Here is a 20,484-nt window from a genome sequence, read left to right on the forward strand (position 1 = left end):
TGCCGCGCTTGGCATCCGGGCCGCGCGGGTCTATCTGGGGCACATCTTTGGCCCTGAGACTAACGCAAGGTCAAACGGCCTCAACCTCAACGCTGCGTCACAGATGACAGAAACCCGCATCCTTGCGCCCGATCCTGCGGGCATCATTGAGGCCGCAGCGATCCTGAACGCGGGCGGTCTGGTCGCCATGCCGACGGAGACGGTCTATGGCCTGGCGGCAAATGCGGGCGATGACCAGGCCGTGGCCGGGATCTATGCCGCAAAGAACCGCCCCGCCTTCAACCCGTTGATCGTGCATCTGCCGGATCTGGCGGCGGTGGAACGCTACGCGGTGCTGACACCTGCGGCGCAGACTTTGGCTGCAAGATTCTGGCCCGGTCCGCTGACCATGGTTTTGCCGCTGCGCGCGGGGGCCCGGCTGTCGCCGCTGGTGACGGCGGGGCTTTCGACCGTGGCCATCCGGCTGCCCGCGCATCCGCTGGCGCAGGCCCTGCTGCGGGAATGCGGGCTGCCGCTGGCGGCACCTTCGGCCAATCCTTCCGGCCGGGTTTCAGCCACGCGGCCCGACCATGTGCTGGCCGGGCTTGCGGGGCGGATCGACGCGGTTCTGGATGGCGGTGCCTGCACGGTGGGGGTGGAAAGCACCATCATCGCAATGGATGGCGCAGCCGCGCTGCTGCGCCCCGGCGGCGTGCCGGTGGAGGATATCGAGGCGGCGTTGGGTCAGCCGCTGCTTTTGCCCGGTGATCCCGCCACGCCGAAAGCGCCGGGGCAATTGGCCTCGCATTACGCGCCAGAGGCCGGGGTCCGGCTGAATGCAACCGAGGCACGGCCGGGCGAGGTTCTGGTGGGCTTTGGCGCGGTGAAGGGGCAGCTTGCACTGTCAGAAACCGGCGATTTGCTGGAGGCTGCGTCGCGGCTGTTTCATGTGCTGCGCGAAGCGGACGCATTGGCGGGACCGGGCGGGGCGATTGCCTTTGCGCCCGTGCCCGAGCAGGGCCTTGGCCGTGCCATCAATGACCGGCTGCGCCGTGCGGCTGCGCCCCGGCCCTGAGGCGCTGCGATTTTTCGACGAAAAATCGTGACCGTTCCGATCAGATTTCGGGATCAGGTTTTGCCCGCGTCATGCGCGGGGTCAGCCCCCGGCACCGGATCATAGCCATGCCCGCCCCATGGATGGCAGCGGCACAGGCGATGCGCGGTCAGATAGCCGCCCTTCAGCCCGCCATGGCGTTGCAGCGCCTCCAGTGCAAAGGCGGAACAGGTCGGCTGAAAGCGGCAGCCATGCCCGACCCAGGGGCTGAGCACCAGCCGGTAGGCCCGCACCGGCAGCGCGATCAGATGCGCAAGCGGGGTCATGCGGCGTGCCGCCCCGATCCGGTGCTGTGCAGGCTGATCGTCATGTGATGGCGCAATTCCATGACGCCCATTCTGCCGCAGGATGGGCCAAAGCGCCAGAGAGGGTGCCTGCCGCTTCGGGGTTTCGCGCGGCTTGTCTTTCGCCTAAAAGCGGGGCGCGATCATCGGGAGGCGACCATGAGCTTCAACACCTTCGGCCATCTGTTCCGCGTCACCACCTGGGGCGAGAGCCATGGGCCGGCGCTTGGGGCCACGGTGGATGGGTGCCCGCCGGGGGTGGAGATCGCGGCTGAGGCGTTGCAGCACTGGCTGGACAAGCGCAAGCCGGGGCAGAACAAGTTCACCACCCAGCGGCAAGAGCCGGACGCGGTGAAGATCCTGTCGGGCACCTTTGATGGCCGCTCTACCGGGACGCCGATCCAGTTGATGATCGAAAACACCGACCAGCGGTCGAAAGATTATGGCGAGATCGCCAAATCCTTCCGCCCCGGTCATGCCGATATCACCTATCACCAGAAATACGGCTTGCGCGATTATCGCGGCGGTGGCCGGTCCTCGGCGCGGGAAACGGCGGCGCGGGTTGCAGCCGGTGGTGTTGCCCGTGCGGCGCTGGCGCAGCTGGTGCCGGGGCTGAAGATCACCGGCTATATGGTGCAGATCGGCCCGCACAAGATTGACCGGGCGCGCTTTGACGCGGCCCAGATCGAGCAGAACCCGTTCTGGTGCCCCGATGCGGTGGCCGCAGCTGATTGGGCGGATTATCTGGACGGTCTGCGCAAAAGCCACAACTCCGTCGGCGCGGTGATCGAGGTCGTGGCCTCGGGCGTGCCCGCAGGTCTTGGTGCGCCGCTTTATGCCAAACTCGACAGCGATCTGGCGGCGGCGATGATGTCGATCAATGCCGTGAAAGCGGTGGAGATCGGCGATGGCATGGCGGCCGCCGAGCTGACCGGGGTGGAAAACGCCGATGAGATCCGCATGGGCAATGACGGGCCGATGTTCCTGTCGAACCATGCGGGCGGAATCCTGGGCGGCATTTCCACCGGGCAGGATGTGGTCGTGCGTTTCGCGGTCAAGCCGACCTCGTCGATCCTGACCCCGCGCCGCACCATCACCGCGACGGGCGACGAGATCGAGCTGATCACCAAGGGCCGCCATGACCCCTGCGTGGGCATCCGCGCCGTGCCGGTGGGCGAGGCGATGATGGCCTGTGTCATCCTTGATCATCTGCTGATGGATCGTGGCCAGACGGCGGGCGTTCGGGGCGAAATCGGCTGACATATCCTGTCACGGGTGGGGTTGGGCTGCCCTTCTGTTTGCGCTAGCATCCCGCGCAAAGAGGAGAACCCGATGAGCCCGTTTCCCGAACGCTATCACCCCGCCGAGAACCGTTATGACCGGATGGTCTATCGCCGTTGCGGCAAGTCCGGCCTCAAACTTCCGGCGGTCAGCCTTGGCCTTTGGCATAATTTCGGCGAGGATACGCCGCATCAGGTGAAACGTGCGATCTGCCGCACGGCCTTTGATCACGGCATCACCCATTTCGATCTGGCCAATAATTACGGCCCCCCCTATGGCAGCGCCGAAGAGGCATTCGGCCAGATCCTGAAACAAGATTTCGGGGCCTATCGTGATGAACTGATCATCAGCTCCAAGGCCGGTTACGATATGTGGCCGGGGCCTTATGGTGACCGGGGCAGCCGCAAATATCTGATCGCCTCTTGCGATCAAAGCCTTAAGCGGATGGGCCTCGACTATGTCGATATCTTCTATTCGCACCGCTTCGACCCTGAGACCCCGCTGGAAGAGACGATGGGGGCGCTGGATCATATCGTGCGGTCGGGCCGCGCGCTCTATATCGGGATTTCCAGCTACAATTCCGCCCGCACCCGACAGGCGGTGGAAATCCTGCGCCAGATGGGCACGCCGCTGCTGATCCATCAGCCCAGCTACAATATGCTGAACCGCTGGGTTGAACGCGATGGACTGAAGGAGACGTTGGCAGAACTTGGTGTCGGCTCCATCGCCTTCACGCCGCTGGCACAAGGCATCCTGACCCGGAAATATCTGGGCGGCATCCCCGATGGCAGCCGCGCCGCGCAGGGTAAGAGCCTGAACCCCGCCACCATCACGCCCCGTGCCCTGGAAAGCGTGCGCGCGCTGGATGCGCTGGCGCAATCGCGCGGGCAGACGCTGGCGCAGATGGCGATTGCCTGGGTTCTGCGGCATGAGGGCATCACCACGGCGCTGATCGGGGCCTCAAAGCCAGAACAGGTGGTGGATTGCGCCGGTGCCATCGGCAATCTGGCCTTCACCGACGATGAGCTGGCCGAGATCGACCGCATCGCCTCGGATGAGGATATCAACCTCTGGGCGCGGTCGTCCGAAAGCAACTGAGGGCGAAAGCAACTGAGGACGAAAGCAACCGGGCCTTACGACCGGATGGCGCGCGAGAAATCCGCGCCTTCCGGCAAGGCCTGGGCCTTCTCGCTGATCCGCGCAGCCTCGCGCAGATCGGCGAGGCTGCCGGTGCCGTCCAGCACACCCAGCTTGTAAAGCCAGTCGGGCAGCAGGCCGGGCAGCAACACGGCCGGGTGCAGCGGCAGATCGGGTTTCAGCGCCCGGATAAGATGCCAGACCACGGTGGCGCAATTGGCGGTCAGCGTGTTGTAGAAGGTGGGCACATGCGCCACCCGGTTGCCCAGATCGACATAGGCCAGAAAGATCGGGCGCAATTGTTCGGGTGTCAGGCGCAGCGGGTAAAGCCGCACGTCTTCATGCCGGTGATTGCTGCGCAGGCGGATGATGTCATCTTCGCGCGCGGCGATCAGCGCCAGCTCGAACTGGCGGAAAAAGCCCCCGATGCTGCTGAACTTTTCGTCCCGCTCGCGCCGGATCTCGACCGAGAACACCACGCGCTGGTCGGTTGCGAAATGAAAGCTGACCAGAAGATGCGCGATCTTCGGATTGCCCCAGACCGAGGTGACCATATCGGCGCCGGTCAATTGGTCCAGGTCGAATGTCTCGGATGTCCAGTGTTCTTGCGCATGGTCGCGGTCCTGCCAGTGGAAGGCGCGGATATTGTGCAGCCTGACAAGGCTGCCCGCGACATCGCCGGTCACGATATGGGCGACATCTGGGGCCCAGGCTCGATCCAGCCGGGGGCGCAGGCGCAGATACCAGATCAGGATGGTCGCGATCAGCAGGGCAAGTGCTGCCCAGCCCCATTCGGTTGTCAGGTGCAACGCGATACTGGCCAGCAGACCAAGGCCAAAGGCCGCAAGCCCTGCCCGCTGCCGCTGCACCCGCAAGGCGGTGACCGCCCAAAGGCCAAAGATCAGGCAGACCGCCGCAAAGATCATGCGCGCTTCACGCTGGCGGTGACATAGTTCACCGACAGATCCCGATCCGACAGGCTCCACCGCCAGGAGACCGGGTTGAATACCATGCCCTTGCGATCCACCGGGTCCAGCCCCGCGCGGCGGATCAGGTCGACCAGTTCATCGGGGGTGATGAACTTGCGCCAGTCATGCGTGCCCTTGGGCAGCCAGCGCATCACCCATTCGGCGCCGACAATCGCCATGGCAAAACTCTTGGCATTGCGGTTGAGGGTGGAACAGATCATCAGCCCGCCCGGCTTCAACAGGCGCTGGCAGGCGGTCAGATAGGCCAGCGGATCGGCCACATGTTCGACGACCTCCATATTCAGCACAACATCGAACACCTCGCCCGCATCGGCCAGGGCCTCGGCCGTGGTGTTGCGATAGTCGATGGTCAGGCCGGATTGTTCGGCATGGACCTGCGCCACGGGGATATTGCGCGGGGCGGCATCGGCCCCGACCACCGTGGCCCCCAGCCGCGCCATCGGTTCCGACAGCAAGCCCCCACCGCAGCCGATATCGAGCAGACGCAACCCGGCAAAGGGCTGCGGCCCGGTCAGGTCGCGGTCAAATTCGGCGGCGATCTGGCGGGTGATATAGTCCAGCCGGCACGGGTTCATCTCGTGCAGCGGCTTGAACTTGCCGGTGGGGTCCCACCATTCTGCCGCCATGGCCTCGAATTTCGCCACTTCATCGGCGTCGATCGTGCTGGTCATCGTGGTCTCCCGTGGCAGAATGGTTCCGGGTCGTTATATAGTAGGTCCATGGATCACAGATCAGGCCAAAAGCGCGCAGTCGAGTATCTTTATCCGCCGATCGAACCTTTCGATCAGCGTCAGATCGATATGGGCGATGGGCATCGCATCTATATGGAGCAATGCGGCCGCCCCGATGGCGTGCCGGTTCTGGTGTTGCATGGCGGGCCGGGGGGCGGGTGCAGCCCGGCAATGCGGCGCTATTTCGACCCCGAAATTTACCGGGTGGTGCTGTTTGACCAGCGTGGCTGCGGGCGGTCGCGCCCCACGGCCTCGGTGCAGGGCAATACGACCTGGGATCTGATCGCCGATATCGAGGTGATCCGCGAGATGCTGGGGATCGAGCGGTTCATCCTGTTCGGAGGCAGCTGGGGGGCAACGCTGGCCCTGGCCTATGCGATCAGCCATCCCGCAAGGGTGCGCCATCTGGTGCTGCGCGGCGTGTTCCTTGGCACGCAGGCCGAGCTGGACTGGTTCTATGGTGGCGGGGCAGGCGCGTTCTTCCCGGAACTTTGGGCGCGGTTTGTCGAGCCGATCCCGCAGTCCGAGCGCGATGATCTGATCGCGGCCTATCACCGGCGGCTGTTTTCCGGGCATATGCCAGAGGAAATGCGCCATGCCCGTCTGTGGGCGCAGTGGGAAAATGCCCTCGCCTCGGTCTATTCCGACGGGGTGATGCATGAAAGCCCGTCGGAATATGCGCGCGCCTTTTCACGGCTGGAGAATCACTATTTCGTCCATGGCTGTTTCTTCGACGGCGATGGCTGGATTCTGGCGAACCGTTCCCGGATCGAACATCTGACCGCGACGGTGGTGCAGGGGCGCTATGACATGATCTGTCCGCCAGTCAGCGCCTATCGGCTGGCCGAGGGCTGGCGCGGATGCGATCTGCGCATGATCGGTCTGGCGGGCCATGCGCTTTCGGAACCGGGCATATCTTCGGCGCTTGTTCAGGTGATGAATGATTTGCGCGATGAGATGAAGGAGGGCTGAAATGGACCCGACAATGGCGACTACCGGCTTTGACTGGCCGCTTTTCGGGCTGTTTCTGGGCGCAAGCCTAGCGGCGGGGCTGACCGGATGGCTGTTCAAGCCCGGCGAATGGTATGAGGCGCTGGTGAAGCCCGACTGGCGCCCGAAGAACTGGATGTTCCCGGTCGCCTGGACCTTGATCTATATCCTGTCGAGCTTTGCTGCCACCCGCGTGGCCCCGCTTGGCGGCAACGCCTTTGCGATGGGCTTCTGGGCCTTGCAGATCGCGCTCAATACGCTGTGGACACCTGTGTTTTTCGGGGCGCGGCGCATGGGGATGTCGGTCGCGGTCATGGCCGCGCTGTGTTTTGCGGTGCTGGGAATGTTCTGGACATTCTGGTCGCTGGATGGCTGGGCCGCGATCCTGATCCTGCCCTATATCCTTTGGCTGGCTTTGGCCGCGCCGCTGAACTGGCGGGTCTGGCGCGACAATCCCGGCGCGGGCAGCTGAAGGCGCTTTCGGCAAAAGAATCTCAAGAAATTTCGGTCGGGGGGCTTGAACACCGCTTTCGCGTTCACATTTAGGCGAGGCGGGACCGGGCCCCTCTGACGGCAATGCCGTGATGTCGGACCGCATCGAGTGCGCTCGATGTCAGCCCGGACGTGTTCTTTCGCGGGAACCGGGACAAGGCATTGGCGCTTGTCATGCGAAACGAGGTCCCGATGGAATTTCTGACAAGTCTGTTTTTGGGAACACAGGTCTGGATGTGGCTTGTGTTCATTGCAATCGTCCTCACCCTGCTGGTGCTGGATCTGGGGGTCTTCAACAAGGAAGACCATGAGATCGGCGTGGCCGAAAGCCTGAAGATGTCGGCTTTCTATATCCTGCTGGGCCTGGGCTTTTCCGGCTTTGTCTATTGGCAACTGGGCAGCACCGCCACGGCGCAATATCTGACCGCCTTTGTTGTGGAAAAGACGCTGGCGCTGGACAATATCTTTGTCATCGCGCTGATCTTCAGCTTCTTCGCCATTCCGCGCATGTATCAGCACCGCGTGCTGTTCTGGGGTATCCTGGGCGTGATCGTGTTGCGTGGCATCATGATCGCCTTGGGTGCGAGCATCGTCGCCTCGTATCACTGGGTGCTCTATATCTTTGCGGTCTTCCTGATCCTTACGGGCATCAAGATGCTGTTTTCCTCGGATGAGGAGCCGGATCTGGCCAATAACAAGCTGCTGAAGTTCATGAAGGGGCGGTTCCGCATCACCGATGAGCTACATGGCAACCAGTTCTTCGTGAAGCAGCCCGATCCGAAAACCGGCCGCCTTGTGCGCAGCATGACCCCGCTGTTCCTTGCGCTGCTGATGATCGAATTTGCCGACCTGATCTTCGCGGTCGACTCGGTGCCCGCAGTCTTCACCATCACCACCGACACATTCATCGTCTACACCTCGAACATCTTCGCGATCCTTGGCCTGCGGGCGCTGTTCTTCGCGCTGTCGGCGATCCTGCACCGCTTTGCCTATCTGAAATACGCGCTGTCGGTTCTGCTGGTCTTCATCGGCTCCAAGATCTTCATCGCCAAGGCGATGGGTTGGGAAAAATTCCCGCCGGAATGGTCGCTTGGCATCACCTTCGCCATTCTCGGCGCGGGCGTGCTGGTGTCGCTGTGGAAGACCAAGGATGGTCAGGCTGACCATTCCAGCAAGGCCTGACCGGCCGCAAATCAGGGGATGGCGGTAACGCCATCCCCTTCGGGCTTGCATTTCAGGCCCAACCGGCCTATATGGCCTTCAACAGCGGCGCTTGCGGGTCCAAACCGGAAGCCCATCGAAAGATGCAAACGGGCCCTGTGCGCCCGTTTTTTGTATTTGGAACCCAGGCATGACCGATCTCATCGCCAAGACCGCCATCGACCGCCGGTTGGCCGACATCATCGGCCCCGTCATCGAGGGGCTCGGATTCGAACTGGTCCGTATCCGCCTGATGGGCGGCAAGACCCGTATCCTCCAGATCATGGTGGATCGCCCCGATGGCGGGATCGAGGTGGATGAATGCGCGACCTGCTCCACCGCAGTTTCTGCGGTGCTGGATGTGGAAGATCCGATCGAGGACAACTATGTTCTTGAAGTGTCTTCTCCCGGCATCGACCGGCCGCTGACCCGGCTGAAGGATTTCGACATGTGGGTCGATTACGAGGCCCGCCTGGAAACCACTGAACTGATCGATGGTCGTCGCCGCTTTAAGGGTGTGCTGCAGGGCACCGAGGGCGACGAGGTGCTGATCGAGATCGAGGAAGGCGGCGAGACGTTGACCATCGGTCTGCAATTCGACTGGCTGTCGGATGCGAAATTGCTGCTGACCGACGAGCTGATCGCCGAGGTGCTGCGTCAGCGCAAGGAATCTGGGGTCATCGACGAGTCGAAATTCGACGAGATCGAGGAATCCGAGGGCGATGAGGAAGACGATACCGATGCCCCGGTGACCAGGCACTGAGCCAGGCACTGAGACTGCAAGGCAGCCAGGCTGCCAAGTATGACGACTGAACGAGTAACGACCGAACACTGACCGGCCAAGAGGACAATCATGGCGATTACGTCTGCGAACCAGCTGGAGCTTCTGCAAACCGCCGAGGCCGTCGCGCGCGAGAAGATGATCGACCCGGATCTGGTGATCCAGGCGATGGAGGAATCCCTCGCCCGTGCCGCGAAATCGCGTTACGGCACCGAGCTGGATATCCGCGTGAAGATCGACCGCAAGACCGGCCGCGCCACCTTTGCGCGCGTCCGCACCGTGGTGGCCGATGAAGAGTTCGAGAACCATCACGCGCATCTGACCGTGAAACAGGCGAAATCCTATCTGGCCGATCCGCAGCTGGGCGATGAGGTCATTGACGAGGTGCCGCCGGTCGATCTGGGCCGGATCGCCGCGCAAAGCGCCAAGCAGGTCATCCTGCAAAAGGTGCGCGAGGCCGAGCGTGACCGTCAATATGACGAATTCAAGGAGCGCAAGGGCACCATCATCAATGGTGTGGTCAAGCGTGAGGAATACGGCAATCTTATCGTCGATATCGGCCGGGGCGAAGGCATCCTGCGCCGCAATGAGAAGATCGGCCGCGAAAGCTATCGCCCGAATGACCGGATCCGCTGCTATGTGAAAGACGTGCGCCGCGAGACCCGGGGGCCGCAGGTCTTCCTGTCGCGCACCGATCCGCAATTCATGGCGGAACTGTTCAAGATGGAAGTGCCGGAAATCTATGACGGCATCATCGAGATCAAGGCCGTTGCCCGTGATCCGGGTTCGCGCGCCAAGATCGCCGTCATCAGCTTTGACAACTCCATCGATCCGGTCGGTGCCTGCGTCGGTATGCGCGGCTCGCGCGTGCAGGCGGTGGTGAACGAGCTGCAGGGCGAGAAGATCGACATCATTCCGTGGAATGACGATACCGCGACCTTCCTCGTGAACGCGCTGCAACCGGCCGAAGTGTCGAAAGTGGTGTTTGACGAAGAGGCGGGCAAGATCGAGGTTGTGGTGCCGGATGAGCAGCTGTCGCTGGCCATCGGCCGTCGCGGCCAGAACGTGCGTCTGGCCTCGCAACTGACCAGCCTTGATATCGACATCATGACCGAGGCCGAGGAATCGGCGCGTCGTCAGGCCGAGTTCGCCGAGCGCACCAAACTTTACATGGATACGCTCGACATCGACGAGATGATGGCGCAGCTTCTGGTCGCCGAAGGCTTCACCAATCTGGAAGAAGTCGCCTATGTCGATCTGGACGAGTTGCTGTCGATCGACGGTTTCGACGAGGGGACCGCGTCCGAATTGCAGGCCCGTGCCCGCGATTATATCGAAGAACAGAACCGCAAGGCCATCGAGACCGCGCGCGAGCTGGGCGTCGAGGACAGCCTGTTCAACTTCGAAGGCCTGACGCCGCAAATGATCGAGGCACTGGCCAAGGACGGCATCAAGACGCTGGAAGACTTTGCGACCTGCGCCGACTGGGAACTGGCTGGTGGCTGGACCACCGAAAACGGTCAGCGCAAGAAGGATGAAGGCGTGCTCGAGAAGTTCGAGATGACGCTGGAAGAGGCGCAGACCCTGATCATGACCGCGCGGGTCATGCTGGGTTGGGTTGACCCGACCGAGATGGAGGCTGCCGAAGCCGACGAGGAAGATGACGCCGATGCGGAGGCCGAGGCCTGAGCCTCGGATCTTCGATGACGCGCGGCGGTCACAAGGACGCGGATGAAGGCCCGGAACGGCGTTGCATCGTTTCGGGCGAGGTCGGGCCGAAGGCCGGGCTGATCCGTTTTGTCGCCGGGCCGGATGGCGTGGTGGTGCCCGATCTGATGGGCAAGCTGCCGGGCCGGGGTTTCTGGGTGACCAGCAGCCGCGAGGCCCTGGATCGTGCCGCGGGCAAGGGACTGTTTTCCCGCGCGGCGCGGGCCAAGGTGACGCCGCCCGCCGAACTGGCAGACCTCATCGAAGGGATGCTGGCGAAGCGCGTGGTGGAACTGCTGAGCCTTGCCCGCAAGGCGGGGCTGGCGGTGACCGGCTACGAGAAGGTGAAGGGCTGGCTGGTGGATGGACGGGCAACCGTCTTGATCCAGGCCAGTGACGGGTCGGAACGGGGCAAATCGAAGCTTCGCCCGCCTGCGAAGACGGGGTTGTTTATAGGCTGCCTGACCGGTCAGGAAATCGGTTTGGCTTTTGGCCGTGAAAGTGCCATACACGGCGCGCTTGCGGCTGGTGGACTCAGCAACCGTGTTGTAGAGGAAGCGGCAAGGCTGGCAGGGCTCCGGGGTGGAGCAGGCCAGCAGGACGGCGGCGAGACCGCCGGAGAGGATACGAAGACGGTATGAGCGATACGGACGGTAAAAAACCCCTCGGGCTTGGTGCTGGCGCGGGCAAGCGCCCGGGACAGGTGAAGCAGAGCTTCAGCCATGGCCGCACCAATACGGTGGTGGTGGAGACCAAACGCAAGCGCGTTGTGGTGCCGAAGCCGGGTGCCTCGGGGACCGCTGCCGGTGGCGGTGGGGCCGCGCATCTGGGCGATCCTTCCAAACGTCCGGCTGGCATCACCGATGCGGAGATGGAACGCCGTCTGGCCGCGCTGAAAGCCGCCAAGGCCCGCGAGGCAGAAGATGCCGCGCGTCGTGCCGAAGACGAGCGTCAGCGCGAGGAAGATCGCCAGCGTCGCCGCGAAGAGATCGAAGCGAAGGAACGCGAGGATCGCGCCCGTGAGGCGGCCCTCAAGGCGCGCGCCGAAGAAGAAGAGCGTGCCATCCGTGCCGAGGCCGAGGCCAAGGTCGCGGCGGCTGCGCAGCGCAAGGCCGATATCCTTGGCACGAAATCGCGGGCCCAGGTCCAGCGCGAGCAGGAAGAAGCACGCGCCGCTGCCGAGGCGGCCAAGCCCGCCGCAGCGGCACCGCGTGCGGGCCGCGAGGCACCCGCCGCCGCAGCCCCTGCCCAGCCGGGCGAGGATCGCAGCGCCAAGACCGGCGCGGCCAGCCCTGCATCGATCTCGCGCAAGACCGACCGTGAGCGCGAAGAGCGCGAGCGCAGCGCCAAGGGCAAGGGTGACGATGGTCGCCGTGCCGGCAAGCTGACGCTGACGGCCGCCCTCGATGGCGAAGGCGGGCGCACGCGTTCGCTGGCCTCGATGAAGCGCAAGCAGGAAAAGGCCCGCAACAAGGCGCTTGGCTTCGGCCAGAAGCCTGAAAAGCAGGCCCGCGACGTGCAGCTGCCGGAGACCATCGTGGTGTCCGAACTGGCGAACCGTATGGCCGAGCGTGCGGCGGATCTGGTCAAGGCCCTGATGAAGATGGGCATGATGGTCAGCATGAACCAGGCCATCGACGCCGATACGGCCGAGATCATCATCGAGGAATTCGGCCACCGTGCAGTCCGCGTGTCTGACGCGGATGTGGAACAGGTGATCGATACTGTCGAGGACAAGTCCGAGGATCTGGTCTCGCGTCCGCCGATCGTGACCATCATGGGTCACGTCGATCACGGCAAGACCTCGCTTCTGGATGCGATCCGCAAGGCGAATGTTGTGTCGGGCGAGGCCGGTGGCATCACCCAGCATATCGGTGCCTATCAGGTGAAGACCCCGACCGGCGCGCTGGTCACCTTCCTGGATACGCCCGGCCACGCCGCGTTTACCTCCATGCGGGCCCGTGGTGCGCAGGTGACGGATATCGTGGTGCTGGTGGTTGCCGCAGATGACGCGGTGATGCCGCAGACGATCGAGGCGATCAACCACGCCAAGGCCGCCAAGGTTCCGATGATCATCGCGATCAACAAGGTCGACAAGCCGGGCGCGAACCCGCAAAAGGTGCGCACCGACCTGCTGCAGCACGAGGTCGTCGTCGAGGCGATGTCGGGCGAGGTGCAGGATGTCGAGGTTTCGGCCAAGACGGGTGCCGGCATCGACAGCCTTCTGGAAGCGATTTCACTTCAGGCCGAGATCCTGGAACTTCGTGCGAACCCGAATCGGGCTGCTGCCGGTGCGGTGATCGAGGCCAAGCTGGATGTGGGCCGGGGTCCGGTTGCCACCGTTCTGGTGCAGAACGGCACGCTGAAGCGCGGCGATATCTTTGTCGTGGGTGAGCAGTGGGGCAAGGTCCGCGCGCTGATCAACGACAAGGGCGACCGGGTTGATGAGGCCGGGCCGTCCGTGCCGGTCGAGGTGCTGGGTCTGAACGGTGCCCCGCAGGCGGGTGACGTGCTGAACGTGGTCGAAACCGAGGCACAGGCGCGCGAGATCGCAGATTATCGCGAGAAGGCCGCCAAGGACAAACGCGCCGCTGTCGGGGCTGCGACCACGCTGGAACAGCTGATGGCCAAGGCCAAGGCAGACCTGAGCGTGGCCGAGTTGCCGGTGCTTGTGAAGGCCGATGTGCAGGGCTCTGCCGAGGCCATCGTTCAGGCGCTGGAGAAGATCGGCAACGCCGAGGTGCGCGTGCGCGTGCTGCATTATGGCGTGGGCGCCATCACCGATTCGGATGTGAACCTGGCGGAAGCCAGCAACGCGCCGATCATCGGCTTCAACGTCCGGGCCAATGCGACGGCGCGCAACTCCGCGCAGCAGAAAGGTGTCGAGATCCGCTACTACTCGATCATCTATGATCTGCTGGATGACATCAAACAGGCCGCCTCGGGTCTGCTCAAGGCCGAAGTGCGTGAGCATTTCATCGGCTATGCTCAGATCAAGGAAGTCTTCAAGGTCACCGGCGTCGGCATGGTGGCGGGCTGTATCGTCACCGAAGGCGTTGCGCGCCGTTCGGCCGGTGTGCGTCTGCTGCGCGACAATGTGGTGATCCACGAGGGCACGTTGAAGACGCTGAAACGCTTCAAGGACGAGGTGAAGGAAGTCATCTCGGGTCAGGAATGCGGCATGGCCTTCGAGCGTTACGAGGATATCCGTCAGGGCGACGTGATCGAGATTTTCGAGCGCGAGGAAGTGCAGCGCAAGCTGGACTGATGCTGACGGACGGGACTTTGCAAAGGGCCGGACGTGATGTCCGGCCCTTTGGCTTTGAGCCAGATTTGACGTTGGTTGGATTGCAGTTGGCCGGTTGGAAGCTGGCTGGCACATCCCGTCGTCATGATCCGGCCAAGCTCAATCCGGGTTCTACTGGGGGATACCCCGTCGCGTGTTTTGGGGCCCGCTTGCCGACAGCAGGCCAAAAAGACAAAGGCCGGGCACTGTGCCCGGCCTTTGTCTTTTTGCTGGTATAGCCACCGCACTGGCGGCCATTGCTGGCCTAGCGTGCGTGGGCCTGAACCACCGGAACGCCGACAAAGGTCTTGTCATCGACCCGAACCATCAGCTTGCCGTCTTGCGTTGAGCCGACGACGATACCCTGCACCGAAATGCAAGTGCCCAAGGAAATGGTACGCAGCATGAATCCCCCCGAATTGCTACCTAAGTGCGATCTAGCCTCAAAAAAGTCATAAAAGGAATAAGAAAAAATTAAGCAGTCGAGGAAATTTTTGGAGAAATAATATGCAGATCAGAGCCAGTCGCGCAGGATCGGGATCAAGGGGATATCGGCCGGGGGCATCGGATAGTCCTTCAGCGCATGGGCGCGCACCCAGGCCAGGTTCTGCCCTTCGCGCCCGGTAGGAATCCCCTCCCAGCGGCGGCAGGCAAACAGTGGCATCATCAGGTGGAAATCTTCGTAGCTGTGGCTGGCGAAGGTCAGCGGCGCCAGGCAGGATTTCCAGGTGTCGATGCCCAGCTCTTCCTTCAATTCGCGGATCAGACAGGCCTCCGGCGTCTCGCCGGGTTCGATCTTGCCGCCAGGAAACTCCCATAGCCCCGCCAGAGACTTGCCCTCGGGGCGCTGCGCCAGCAGCACGCGGCCATCGGAATCGATCAGGGCGACGGCGGCAACGAGAAGAAGTTTCATAGGGCGGGCGGTCCACTGGGCCGGGACCCCAGGGGCGTTGCCCCCGGACCCCCGGGATATTCGGAAAAGAAGAAATCAGGAGCGGTAATCCGCATTGATTTCGATATAGCGATTGGTCAGGTCGCAGGTCCAGACCGTGCGCTTGGCGCGACCCATGCCGAGATCGACGCTGATGACCAGCTCTTGCTGCTTCATGTAGCTGGCCCCGGCCTCTTCAGAGTAAGAGGGCGCGCGCCAGCCTTTTTCGGCGACAAGAATATCGCCGAAGGAAATGCGCAGCTTGTCGCGTTCGGCTGCCGCGCCGGATTTGCCGACCGCCATGACGATGCGGCCCCAATTCGGGTCCTCGCCTGCCACGGCGGTTTTCACCAGCGGGCTGTCGGCGATGGCCTTGGCGACGCGGTCCGCGTCCTCCGGATTGGCGGCGCCCGTCACCCGGACCTCGACAAATTTGGTGGCGCCTTCGCCATCCTTCACCACCTGATGCGCCAGATCGCGCATGACGGCGTGCAGGGCGGTCTCAAAGGCCTTGGCGACGGGCCCGGTGGCCTTCACCTCAGCGGCAGGGCTTTGGCCGGTGGCGGCAAGGATCAGCGCGTCGGAGGTGGAGGTGTCGCTATCGACGGTGATGGCATTGAAGGTGTCATCGGTATTACGCGACAGCAGCTTTTGCAGATTGGTGGGTGAGATCTTCGCATCGGTGAAGATATAGACCAGCATCGTTGCCATATCCGGCGCGATCATGCCCGACCCTTTGGCGATGCCGGAAATATGGATCGGACCGCCTTCGCCCTCGATCACAGCGGCCGCGCCTTTCGGGAAGGTGTCGGTGGTCATGATGGCCTCTGCGGCCATCTGGATCGATTCCTCGCGCAAATCGGCCACCAGAGCCGGGATCACTGCGGTGATGCGCTCATGCGGCAGCGGCTCGCCAATGACGCCGGTGGAGGAAGAGAAGACCCGGCTGGCGGGCAGATCAAGGGCTGCGGCAGTCGCGCCGGTGACGGCGGCCACGGCCTCATCACCGACCTTGCCGGTGAAGGCATTGGAATTGCCGGAATTCACCACGATGGCCGCACCCGCACCGGCGGGGACTTTCATCGCCAGTTTGTCCTGACAATCACGCACGCAGCCCGCCCGGGTGCTGGATCGGGTGAAGACACCCGCAATGGAGGTGCCCGGGCAAAGGCTGACCAGCATCACGTCACGGCGGTTCTGGTATTTGATGCCCGCGCCGATGGCGGCGAAGGCTGCGCCCTTGATGACGGGCAAAGCGGGGAAGGCGGCGGGAGCCAGCGGCGAGATCTGCTTGGCCGGTTTCGCGGCTTTGGCCACGCTGGCAAGCGCCTCGCCTGCCGAGGCGACCACGCCGGAGCGCAGCCCCTCAAGCTCGGATGACAGGGCCTCGATCTTTTTCCTGAGCTTCTTCTTCAGGGTCTTCGCTTCGGATTTCCAGTCGGTCTTGGCCATGGTTCCGCCCTCCCACGGGGTTACTTGTCCAGAAGGGTTTCATCCTTGAGCAGCGCCGGGTCAATCCCCTCGCCGGGCTTTTCGATCTTGGCGGCGGCGGTCAGGGCCTCGACCTCGGCCATGACGGCGTTCTGTTCCAGTTCGGCGGCCAGTTCGTCGCGCACGTCATCCAGCGTCGGCTGCGCGGCGGTGCGGGTCTCGACCAGCTTGATCAGGTGCCAGCCGAAATCGGTTTGCACCGGGCCTTTCAACTCGCCTGCCTTCATGGAGGTGACGGCATCCTCAAAGGGTTTCACCATCATGCCGGTGCCGAACCAGCCCAGATCACCGCCCGAGGCTGCGGTGCCATCGGTGCCATGGGTGCGCGCGGCATCGGCGAAATCGACGCCGCCCTCGATCTGCGCCTTGATCTCTTTCGCCTTCTCTTCACTATCCACAAGGATATGCGAGGCGCGGTATTCGGTGCCGGGCACGAAATCCTTGAACTTCGCGTCATAGGCGGCCTGCAGCGCCGCATCGGTGACGGCGGATTTCACGATACCGTCGATGGCGAAGGCGGCGGTGGCCGAACGCTGGTCATTGGCCAGCTGGATCTTCTGGCGGAGCGTCAGGGTCGGTTCGGTCTTCTGGGCCAGCACGGTTTGCTGCACCAGCTGATCCAGAATGCCCTTGAACAGCAGGTCATCGGCCAGTTGCTGATATTGCGGCGGCAGACCCGCGCGCGTGGCGATCATCTGGCCCAGCGTGATTTCGGTGCCATTCACGGTGGCCACGACGGTTTCGGCCGTCGGCCCCTCGGCCCGCGCCGGGGCGGCCATCACCACCGCAAGGGCGAGCGCGCCGAGGAATGTCGTCTTTTTCGCCATGATCACCGTCTCCTGATCGGTTGCGCCGAATGCGCCGCGTTGACTTGGCGGTCTGGCCCCCTTAAATCGCGAAGGTCGCGCGAGACGGGGCACCTGTTCCGCACCTTTCCCGGTTCTTCTATGAAAGCTGGATGAGGCGGGCAAGGGCCAGACGCTTCAACCGCCCGCACGATCATGTCAGAAGGGACAGCGGAGAAAACATGCTTGGTCTCGGAACGCTCGCGAAGAAGGTTTTTGGCACACCGAATGACCGCAAGGTGAAATCGGTGCGGCCGCTGGTCGCGAAGATCAACGCGCTGGAACCGCAGTTTCAGGCCCTGTCGGATGAAGGGCTGATCGCGAAAACGCGGGAACTGCAGGATCGCGTGCAGAACAGGGGCGAAAGCCTCGACTCCATCCTGCCAGAAGCCTTCGCCAATTGCCGCGAAGGCGCGCGTCGGGCGCTTGGCCTCAGGGCATTCGATGTGCAGCTCAAGGCGGGGATCTTCCTGCATCAAGGCAATATCGCCGAGATGAAGACCGGCGAAGGCAAGACGCTGATGGCCACCTTCCCGGCCTATCTGAACGCGCTTGCGGGCAAGGGAGTGCATGTCGTCACGGTGAACGACTATCTTGCCAAGCGCGATGCCGAATGGATGGGCAAGGTCTATGCCCAGCTGGGGCTGAGCTGCGGGGTGGTCTATCCCTATCAGCCCGATGGTGAAAAGCACGCGGCCTACCGCGCCGACATCACCTATGCGACCAATAATGAGCTGGGCTTCGATTACCTGCGCGACAATATGAAGGGCAGCATCGAGGAAATGAGTCAGCGTGGCCATTTCTTTGCCATCGTCGATGAGGTAGACAGCATCCTGATCGATGAGGCGCGCACGCCGCTGATCATTTCGGGGCCAAGCCAGGACCGCAGCGATCTTTACAAGCTGGTCGATGCGATGATGCCGGAAATCCTGCCCGAGCATTACAAGCTGGACGAGAAGACCCGCAACGCCACCTTCACCGAGGAAGGCAACGAATTTGCGGAGCGTCGCCTGCGCGAGCTTGGTCTGCTGCCGGTGGATCAGACGCTGTATGATCCCGAAAGCACCACGCTGGTGCATCATCTCAATCAGGCGCTGCGGGCGCATAAGCTGTTTCATCGCGACCAGAACTACATTGTCCGCGATGGCGAGGTGATGCTGATCGACGAATTCACCGGGCGCATGATGCGCGGCCGCCGCCTGTCGGACGGGCTGCATCAGGCCATCGAGGCGAAAGAGGGCGTGCAGATCCAGCCCGAGAACGTGACCCTCGCCTCGGTCACCTTCCAGAACTACTTCCGCCTTTACGCGACGCTGTCGGGCATGACCGGCACCGCGCTGACCGAGGCCGAGGAATTTATGGAAATCTACAAGCTGGGCGTGGTGGAGGTTCCGACCAACCGCCCCGTGCAGCGTGTTGACGATCACGATCAGGTCTACCGTTCCGCCCGCGAGAAATATGCAGGCATCGTGAAGACCATCAAGGAAGCTCATGAGAAGGGTCAGCCGATCCTTGTCGGCACGACCTCCATTGAAAAATCGGAATCGCTGTCGGATCTGCTGAAGGTCGAAGGCATCCCGCATAATGTGCTCAATGCCCGCCAGCACGAGCAGGAGGCGCAGATTGTCGCCGATGCCGGGCGTCTGGGGGCGGTGACCATCGCGACCAACATGGCCGGTCGTGGCACCGATATCCAGCTGGGCGGCAATGTGGAGATGAAGGTTCTGGCGGCGATCACCGCCGATCCGCATCTGCACCCCGATGAGGTCCGCGCGCGGATCGAGGCCGAGCACGCCGACGAAAAGAAAAAGGTGCTGGAGGCGGGCGGTCTGTTCGTTCTGGGCACCGAGCGCCATGAAAGCCGCCGCATCGACAACCAGTTGCGCGGTCGTTCGGGCCGTCAGGGCGATCCGGGCCGGTCATCCTTCTTCCTGTCGCTGGAAGACGATCTGATGCGGATCTTCGGCTCGGAGCGTCTGGAATCGGTGCTGTCGAAACTGGGGATGAAAGAGGGCGAGGCCATCGTTCACCCCTGGGTCAACAAATCGCTGGAACGCGCGCAGGCCAAGGTCGAGGGGCGCAACTTCGATATCCGCAAGCAATTGCTGAAGTTCGACGATGTGATGAACGACCAGCGCAAGGCGATCTTCGGCCAGCGGCTTGAGATCATGCAGGCCGAGGATCTGTCCGAGATCGCGCAGGACATGCGCTATCAGGTGATCGATGATCTGGTGGAGGAGTTCATGCCCTCCAAGACCTATCCCGAGCAATGGAACATGCCGGGTCTTTACGCCGCCATCATCGAGAAGATGAACCTTGATGTGCCGGTCATCGACTGGGCCAAGGAGGAAGGCGTCGATCAGGACGTGCTGCGCCAGCGTCTGGAAGAGGCCAGCGATAAGGCCATGGCCGAAAAGCTGGAGGCCTTTGGCGGCGAAACCATGCGCTCCATCGAGAAGCAGCTGCTGTTGCAGACCATCGATGGCAAATGGCGGGAACACTTGCTGCGGCTGGAACACCTGCGTTCTGTCGTGGGCTTCCGCGGTTATGCGCAGCGCGATCCGTTGTCGGAATACAAGACCGAGGCCTTCGCCCTGTTCGAAAGCATGTTGAACAGTCTGCGTCTGGATGTGACCCAGAAACTGTCGCTGGTGCGTCCGGTCTCGGAGGAAGAACAACAGCAGATGATGGCGCAATACATGGCGCAGCAGCAGGCGGCACAGGCGGCAGCCGACGCCGCCGCGGCGGCAGGCGTGCATGAGGCCGTCGAACATATCGCCGCTGCGGGCTTTGTCGAGGCCGACCCGTCGACCTGGGGCAACCCCTCGCGCAACGATCCTTGCCCATGCGGCTCGGGCGAGAAGTTCAAGCACTGCCATGGCCGCATCGTCTAAGACGATCAGCCGCGCGAGATGATAGAAACGGGGGCCGTTTGGTCCCCGTTTTATTTTGGGCGGATCCTATCGCGCGCAGGCACGCATGGTCATGGCCGTCGCCTCCATCTCGGCCAGATAGGCGTTCAAGATAGGCATCAGTTCCTTCTGCGCTGCGTCCAGCCTGCGCAGCTGCTCGGCCTCGGTGCCGCTGAACTGGGCAATGGCCTGTCCGTAATCGATGGATGTCATGGCCTGTGACATGGATGACAATCCGTCTGATGCCTCCAACATGCTGGGCGCGACGGCTGCGCATTTCTCACGTGTGGTTTGTGATAGGGCAGGGCTGGCTATCAGACATGCGATGGAAATC

General features: G+C 62.8%; 18 protein-coding genes and 2 pseudogenes. 12 read left to right on the top strand and 8 right to left on the bottom strand.

Translation table 11 applies throughout. The features are described 5' to 3' along the window. Positions 1–103 precede the first annotated feature (103 nt). A complete protein-coding gene (locus GBJ34_RS09890; protein ID WP_151719095.1) occupies positions 104–1,054 on the top strand; it encodes an L-threonylcarbamoyladenylate synthase in 951 nt (316 codons plus the stop codon). Positions 1,055–1,107: 53 nt separating this feature from the next. On the opposite strand, the gene yidD is transcribed toward GBJ34_RS09890, so the two are convergent. Beyond that, positions 1,108–1,359, bottom strand: a complete 252-nt coding sequence (yidD, locus tag GBJ34_RS09895) for a membrane protein insertion efficiency factor YidD (protein ID WP_151719096.1) — start codon at positions 1,357–1,359, stop codon at positions 1,108–1,110. Positions 1,360–1,536: 177 nt separating this feature from the next. Here yidD and aroC point away from each other — a divergent pair, with 177 nt between their 5' ends. Both aroC and mgrA read left to right on the top strand, forming a co-directional pair. Then, a complete protein-coding gene (aroC, locus tag GBJ34_RS09900) occupies positions 1,537–2,637 on the top strand; it encodes a chorismate synthase (protein WP_151719097.1) in 1,101 nt (366 codons plus the stop codon). 72 nt (positions 2,638–2,709) lie between these two features. Then, positions 2,710–3,756, top strand: coding sequence for an L-glyceraldehyde 3-phosphate reductase (mgrA, locus tag GBJ34_RS09905; protein WP_151719098.1), 1,047 nt, complete (start codon positions 2,710–2,712; stop codon positions 3,754–3,756). 35 nt (positions 3,757–3,791) lie between these two features. Here the strand turns inward: mgrA and GBJ34_RS09910 are convergent, their stop codons facing one another. Together GBJ34_RS09910 and ubiG are read right to left on the bottom strand one after the other, a co-directional pair. Beyond that, a complete protein-coding gene (locus GBJ34_RS09910; RefSeq protein ID WP_151719099.1) occupies positions 3,792–4,721 on the bottom strand; it encodes an Lnb N-terminal periplasmic domain-containing protein in 930 nt (309 codons plus the stop codon). Further along, positions 4,718–5,455, bottom strand: a complete 738-nt coding sequence (gene ubiG / locus GBJ34_RS09915; protein ID WP_151719100.1) for a bifunctional 2-polyprenyl-6-hydroxyphenol methylase/3-demethylubiquinol 3-O-methyltransferase UbiG — start codon at positions 5,453–5,455, stop codon at positions 4,718–4,720. The genes GBJ34_RS09910 and ubiG overlap by 4 nt, the downstream gene beginning before the upstream one ends. Before the next feature lie 48 nt (positions 5,456–5,503). On the opposite strand from ubiG, the gene pip reads away from it, so the two are divergent. The 8 genes and pseudogenes from pip to infB all read left to right on the top strand — a co-directional run. Next, positions 5,504–6,487 (top strand): prolyl aminopeptidase, encoded by a 984-nt coding sequence (gene pip / locus GBJ34_RS09920; protein WP_151719101.1) that lies wholly within the window; start codon positions 5,504–5,506, stop codon positions 6,485–6,487. Between the two features lies 1 nt (position 6,488). Continuing rightward, on the top strand, positions 6,489–6,977 hold the full coding sequence (gene tspO / locus GBJ34_RS09925) for a tryptophan-rich sensory protein TspO (RefSeq protein WP_226341113.1): 489 nt from the start codon (positions 6,489–6,491) through the stop codon (positions 6,975–6,977). A 212-nt stretch (positions 6,978–7,189) separates the two neighbouring features. Then, positions 7,190–8,179 (top strand): TerC family protein, encoded by a 990-nt coding sequence (locus tag GBJ34_RS09930; RefSeq protein ID WP_151719102.1) that lies wholly within the window; start codon positions 7,190–7,192, stop codon positions 8,177–8,179. A gap of 169 nt (positions 8,180–8,348) precedes the next feature. Beyond that, a complete protein-coding gene (rimP, locus tag GBJ34_RS09935; protein WP_151719103.1) occupies positions 8,349–8,960 on the top strand; it encodes a ribosome maturation factor RimP in 612 nt (203 codons plus the stop codon). A 90-nt stretch (positions 8,961–9,050) separates the two neighbouring features. Continuing rightward, complete coding sequence (gene nusA / locus GBJ34_RS09940) at positions 9,051–10,667, top strand: transcription termination factor NusA (protein WP_151719104.1); 1,617 nt, start codon at positions 9,051–9,053, stop codon at positions 10,665–10,667. Positions 10,668–10,681: 14 nt separating this feature from the next. Beyond that, positions 10,682–11,326, top strand: a complete 645-nt coding sequence (locus tag GBJ34_RS09945; RefSeq protein WP_151719105.1) for an RNA-binding protein — start codon at positions 10,682–10,684, stop codon at positions 11,324–11,326. Further along, a pseudogene (locus GBJ34_RS21200) lies at positions 11,323–11,748 on the top strand (translation initiation factor IF-2 associated domain-containing protein); the annotation flags it as partial. The gene GBJ34_RS09945 and the pseudogene GBJ34_RS21200, both read left to right, overlap by 4 nt. An 87-nt stretch (positions 11,749–11,835) precedes the next feature. Next, positions 11,836–13,953: pseudogene (gene infB, locus GBJ34_RS09950) on the top strand (translation initiation factor IF-2); the annotation flags it as partial. Between the two features lie 283 nt (positions 13,954–14,236). Here infB and GBJ34_RS20530 read toward each other — a convergent pair. The 4 genes from GBJ34_RS20530 to GBJ34_RS09965 all read right to left on the bottom strand — a co-directional run bounded on the left by GBJ34_RS20530 (position 14,237) and on the right by GBJ34_RS09965 (position 17,220). After that, positions 14,237–14,377: a hypothetical protein gene (locus tag GBJ34_RS20530; RefSeq protein WP_192931171.1), complete on the bottom strand. Its 141-nt coding sequence runs from the start codon at positions 14,375–14,377 to the stop codon at positions 14,237–14,239. A gap of 108 nt (positions 14,378–14,485) precedes the next feature. Further along, a complete protein-coding gene (mutT, locus tag GBJ34_RS09955) occupies positions 14,486–14,884 on the bottom strand; it encodes an 8-oxo-dGTP diphosphatase MutT (RefSeq protein WP_151719107.1) in 399 nt (132 codons plus the stop codon). 75 nt (positions 14,885–14,959) lie between these two features. Further along, complete coding sequence (gene argJ, locus GBJ34_RS09960; protein ID WP_151719108.1) at positions 14,960–16,354, bottom strand: bifunctional glutamate N-acetyltransferase/amino-acid acetyltransferase ArgJ; 1,395 nt, start codon at positions 16,352–16,354, stop codon at positions 14,960–14,962. 20 nt (positions 16,355–16,374) lie between these two features. After that, positions 16,375–17,220 (bottom strand): peptidylprolyl isomerase, encoded by an 846-nt coding sequence (locus tag GBJ34_RS09965; RefSeq protein ID WP_151719109.1) that lies wholly within the window; start codon positions 17,218–17,220, stop codon positions 16,375–16,377. 200 nt (positions 17,221–17,420) lie between these two features. On the opposite strand from GBJ34_RS09965, the gene secA reads away from it, so the two are divergent. After that, positions 17,421–20,132, top strand: a complete 2,712-nt coding sequence (gene secA / locus GBJ34_RS09970) for a preprotein translocase subunit SecA (RefSeq protein WP_151719110.1) — start codon at positions 17,421–17,423, stop codon at positions 20,130–20,132. Between the two features lie 66 nt (positions 20,133–20,198). On the opposite strand, the gene GBJ34_RS20535 is transcribed toward secA, so the two are convergent. After that, positions 20,199–20,375 (bottom strand): hypothetical protein, encoded by a 177-nt coding sequence (locus GBJ34_RS20535; protein ID WP_192931172.1) that lies wholly within the window; start codon positions 20,373–20,375, stop codon positions 20,199–20,201. Positions 20,376–20,484 lie beyond the last annotated feature (109 nt).

It is taken from the genome of Gemmobacter serpentinus, assembly GCF_008973825.1.
Taxonomy (GTDB): domain Bacteria; phylum Pseudomonadota; class Alphaproteobacteria; order Rhodobacterales; family Rhodobacteraceae; genus Gemmobacter; species Gemmobacter serpentinus.

Coding starts and splice junctions, on each gene's coding strand:
- GBJ34_RS09890 (WP_151719095.1), top strand. CDS start 104: ATGACAGAAACCCGCATCCTTGCGCCCGATCCTGCGGGCATCATTGAG.
- yidD (WP_151719096.1), bottom strand. CDS start 1,359: ATGACCCCGCTTGCGCATCTGATCGCGCTGCCGGTGCGGGCCTACCGG.
- aroC (WP_151719097.1), top strand. CDS start 1,537: ATGAGCTTCAACACCTTCGGCCATCTGTTCCGCGTCACCACCTGGGGC.
- mgrA (WP_151719098.1), top strand. CDS start 2,710: ATGAGCCCGTTTCCCGAACGCTATCACCCCGCCGAGAACCGTTATGAC.
- GBJ34_RS09910 (WP_151719099.1), bottom strand. CDS start 4,721: ATGATCTTTGCGGCGGTCTGCCTGATCTTTGGCCTTTGGGCGGTCACC.
- ubiG (WP_151719100.1), bottom strand. CDS start 5,455: ATGACCAGCACGATCGACGCCGATGAAGTGGCGAAATTCGAGGCCATG.
- pip (WP_151719101.1), top strand. CDS start 5,504: ATGGATCACAGATCAGGCCAAAAGCGCGCAGTCGAGTATCTTTATCCG.
- tspO (WP_226341113.1), top strand. CDS start 6,489: ATGGACCCGACAATGGCGACTACCGGCTTTGACTGGCCGCTTTTCGGG.
- GBJ34_RS09930 (WP_151719102.1), top strand. CDS start 7,190: ATGGAATTTCTGACAAGTCTGTTTTTGGGAACACAGGTCTGGATGTGG.
- rimP (WP_151719103.1), top strand. CDS start 8,349: ATGACCGATCTCATCGCCAAGACCGCCATCGACCGCCGGTTGGCCGAC.
- nusA (WP_151719104.1), top strand. CDS start 9,051: ATGGCGATTACGTCTGCGAACCAGCTGGAGCTTCTGCAAACCGCCGAG.
- GBJ34_RS09945 (WP_151719105.1), top strand. CDS start 10,682: ATGACGCGCGGCGGTCACAAGGACGCGGATGAAGGCCCGGAACGGCGT.
- GBJ34_RS20530 (WP_192931171.1), bottom strand. CDS start 14,377: ATGCTGCGTACCATTTCCTTGGGCACTTGCATTTCGGTGCAGGGTATC.
- mutT (WP_151719107.1), bottom strand. CDS start 14,884: ATGAAACTTCTTCTCGTTGCCGCCGTCGCCCTGATCGATTCCGATGGC.
- argJ (WP_151719108.1), bottom strand. CDS start 16,354: ATGGCCAAGACCGACTGGAAATCCGAAGCGAAGACCCTGAAGAAGAAG.
- GBJ34_RS09965 (WP_151719109.1), bottom strand. CDS start 17,220: ATGGCGAAAAAGACGACATTCCTCGGCGCGCTCGCCCTTGCGGTGGTG.
- secA (WP_151719110.1), top strand. CDS start 17,421: ATGCTTGGTCTCGGAACGCTCGCGAAGAAGGTTTTTGGCACACCGAAT.
- GBJ34_RS20535 (WP_192931172.1), bottom strand. CDS start 20,375: ATGTCACAGGCCATGACATCCATCGATTACGGACAGGCCATTGCCCAG.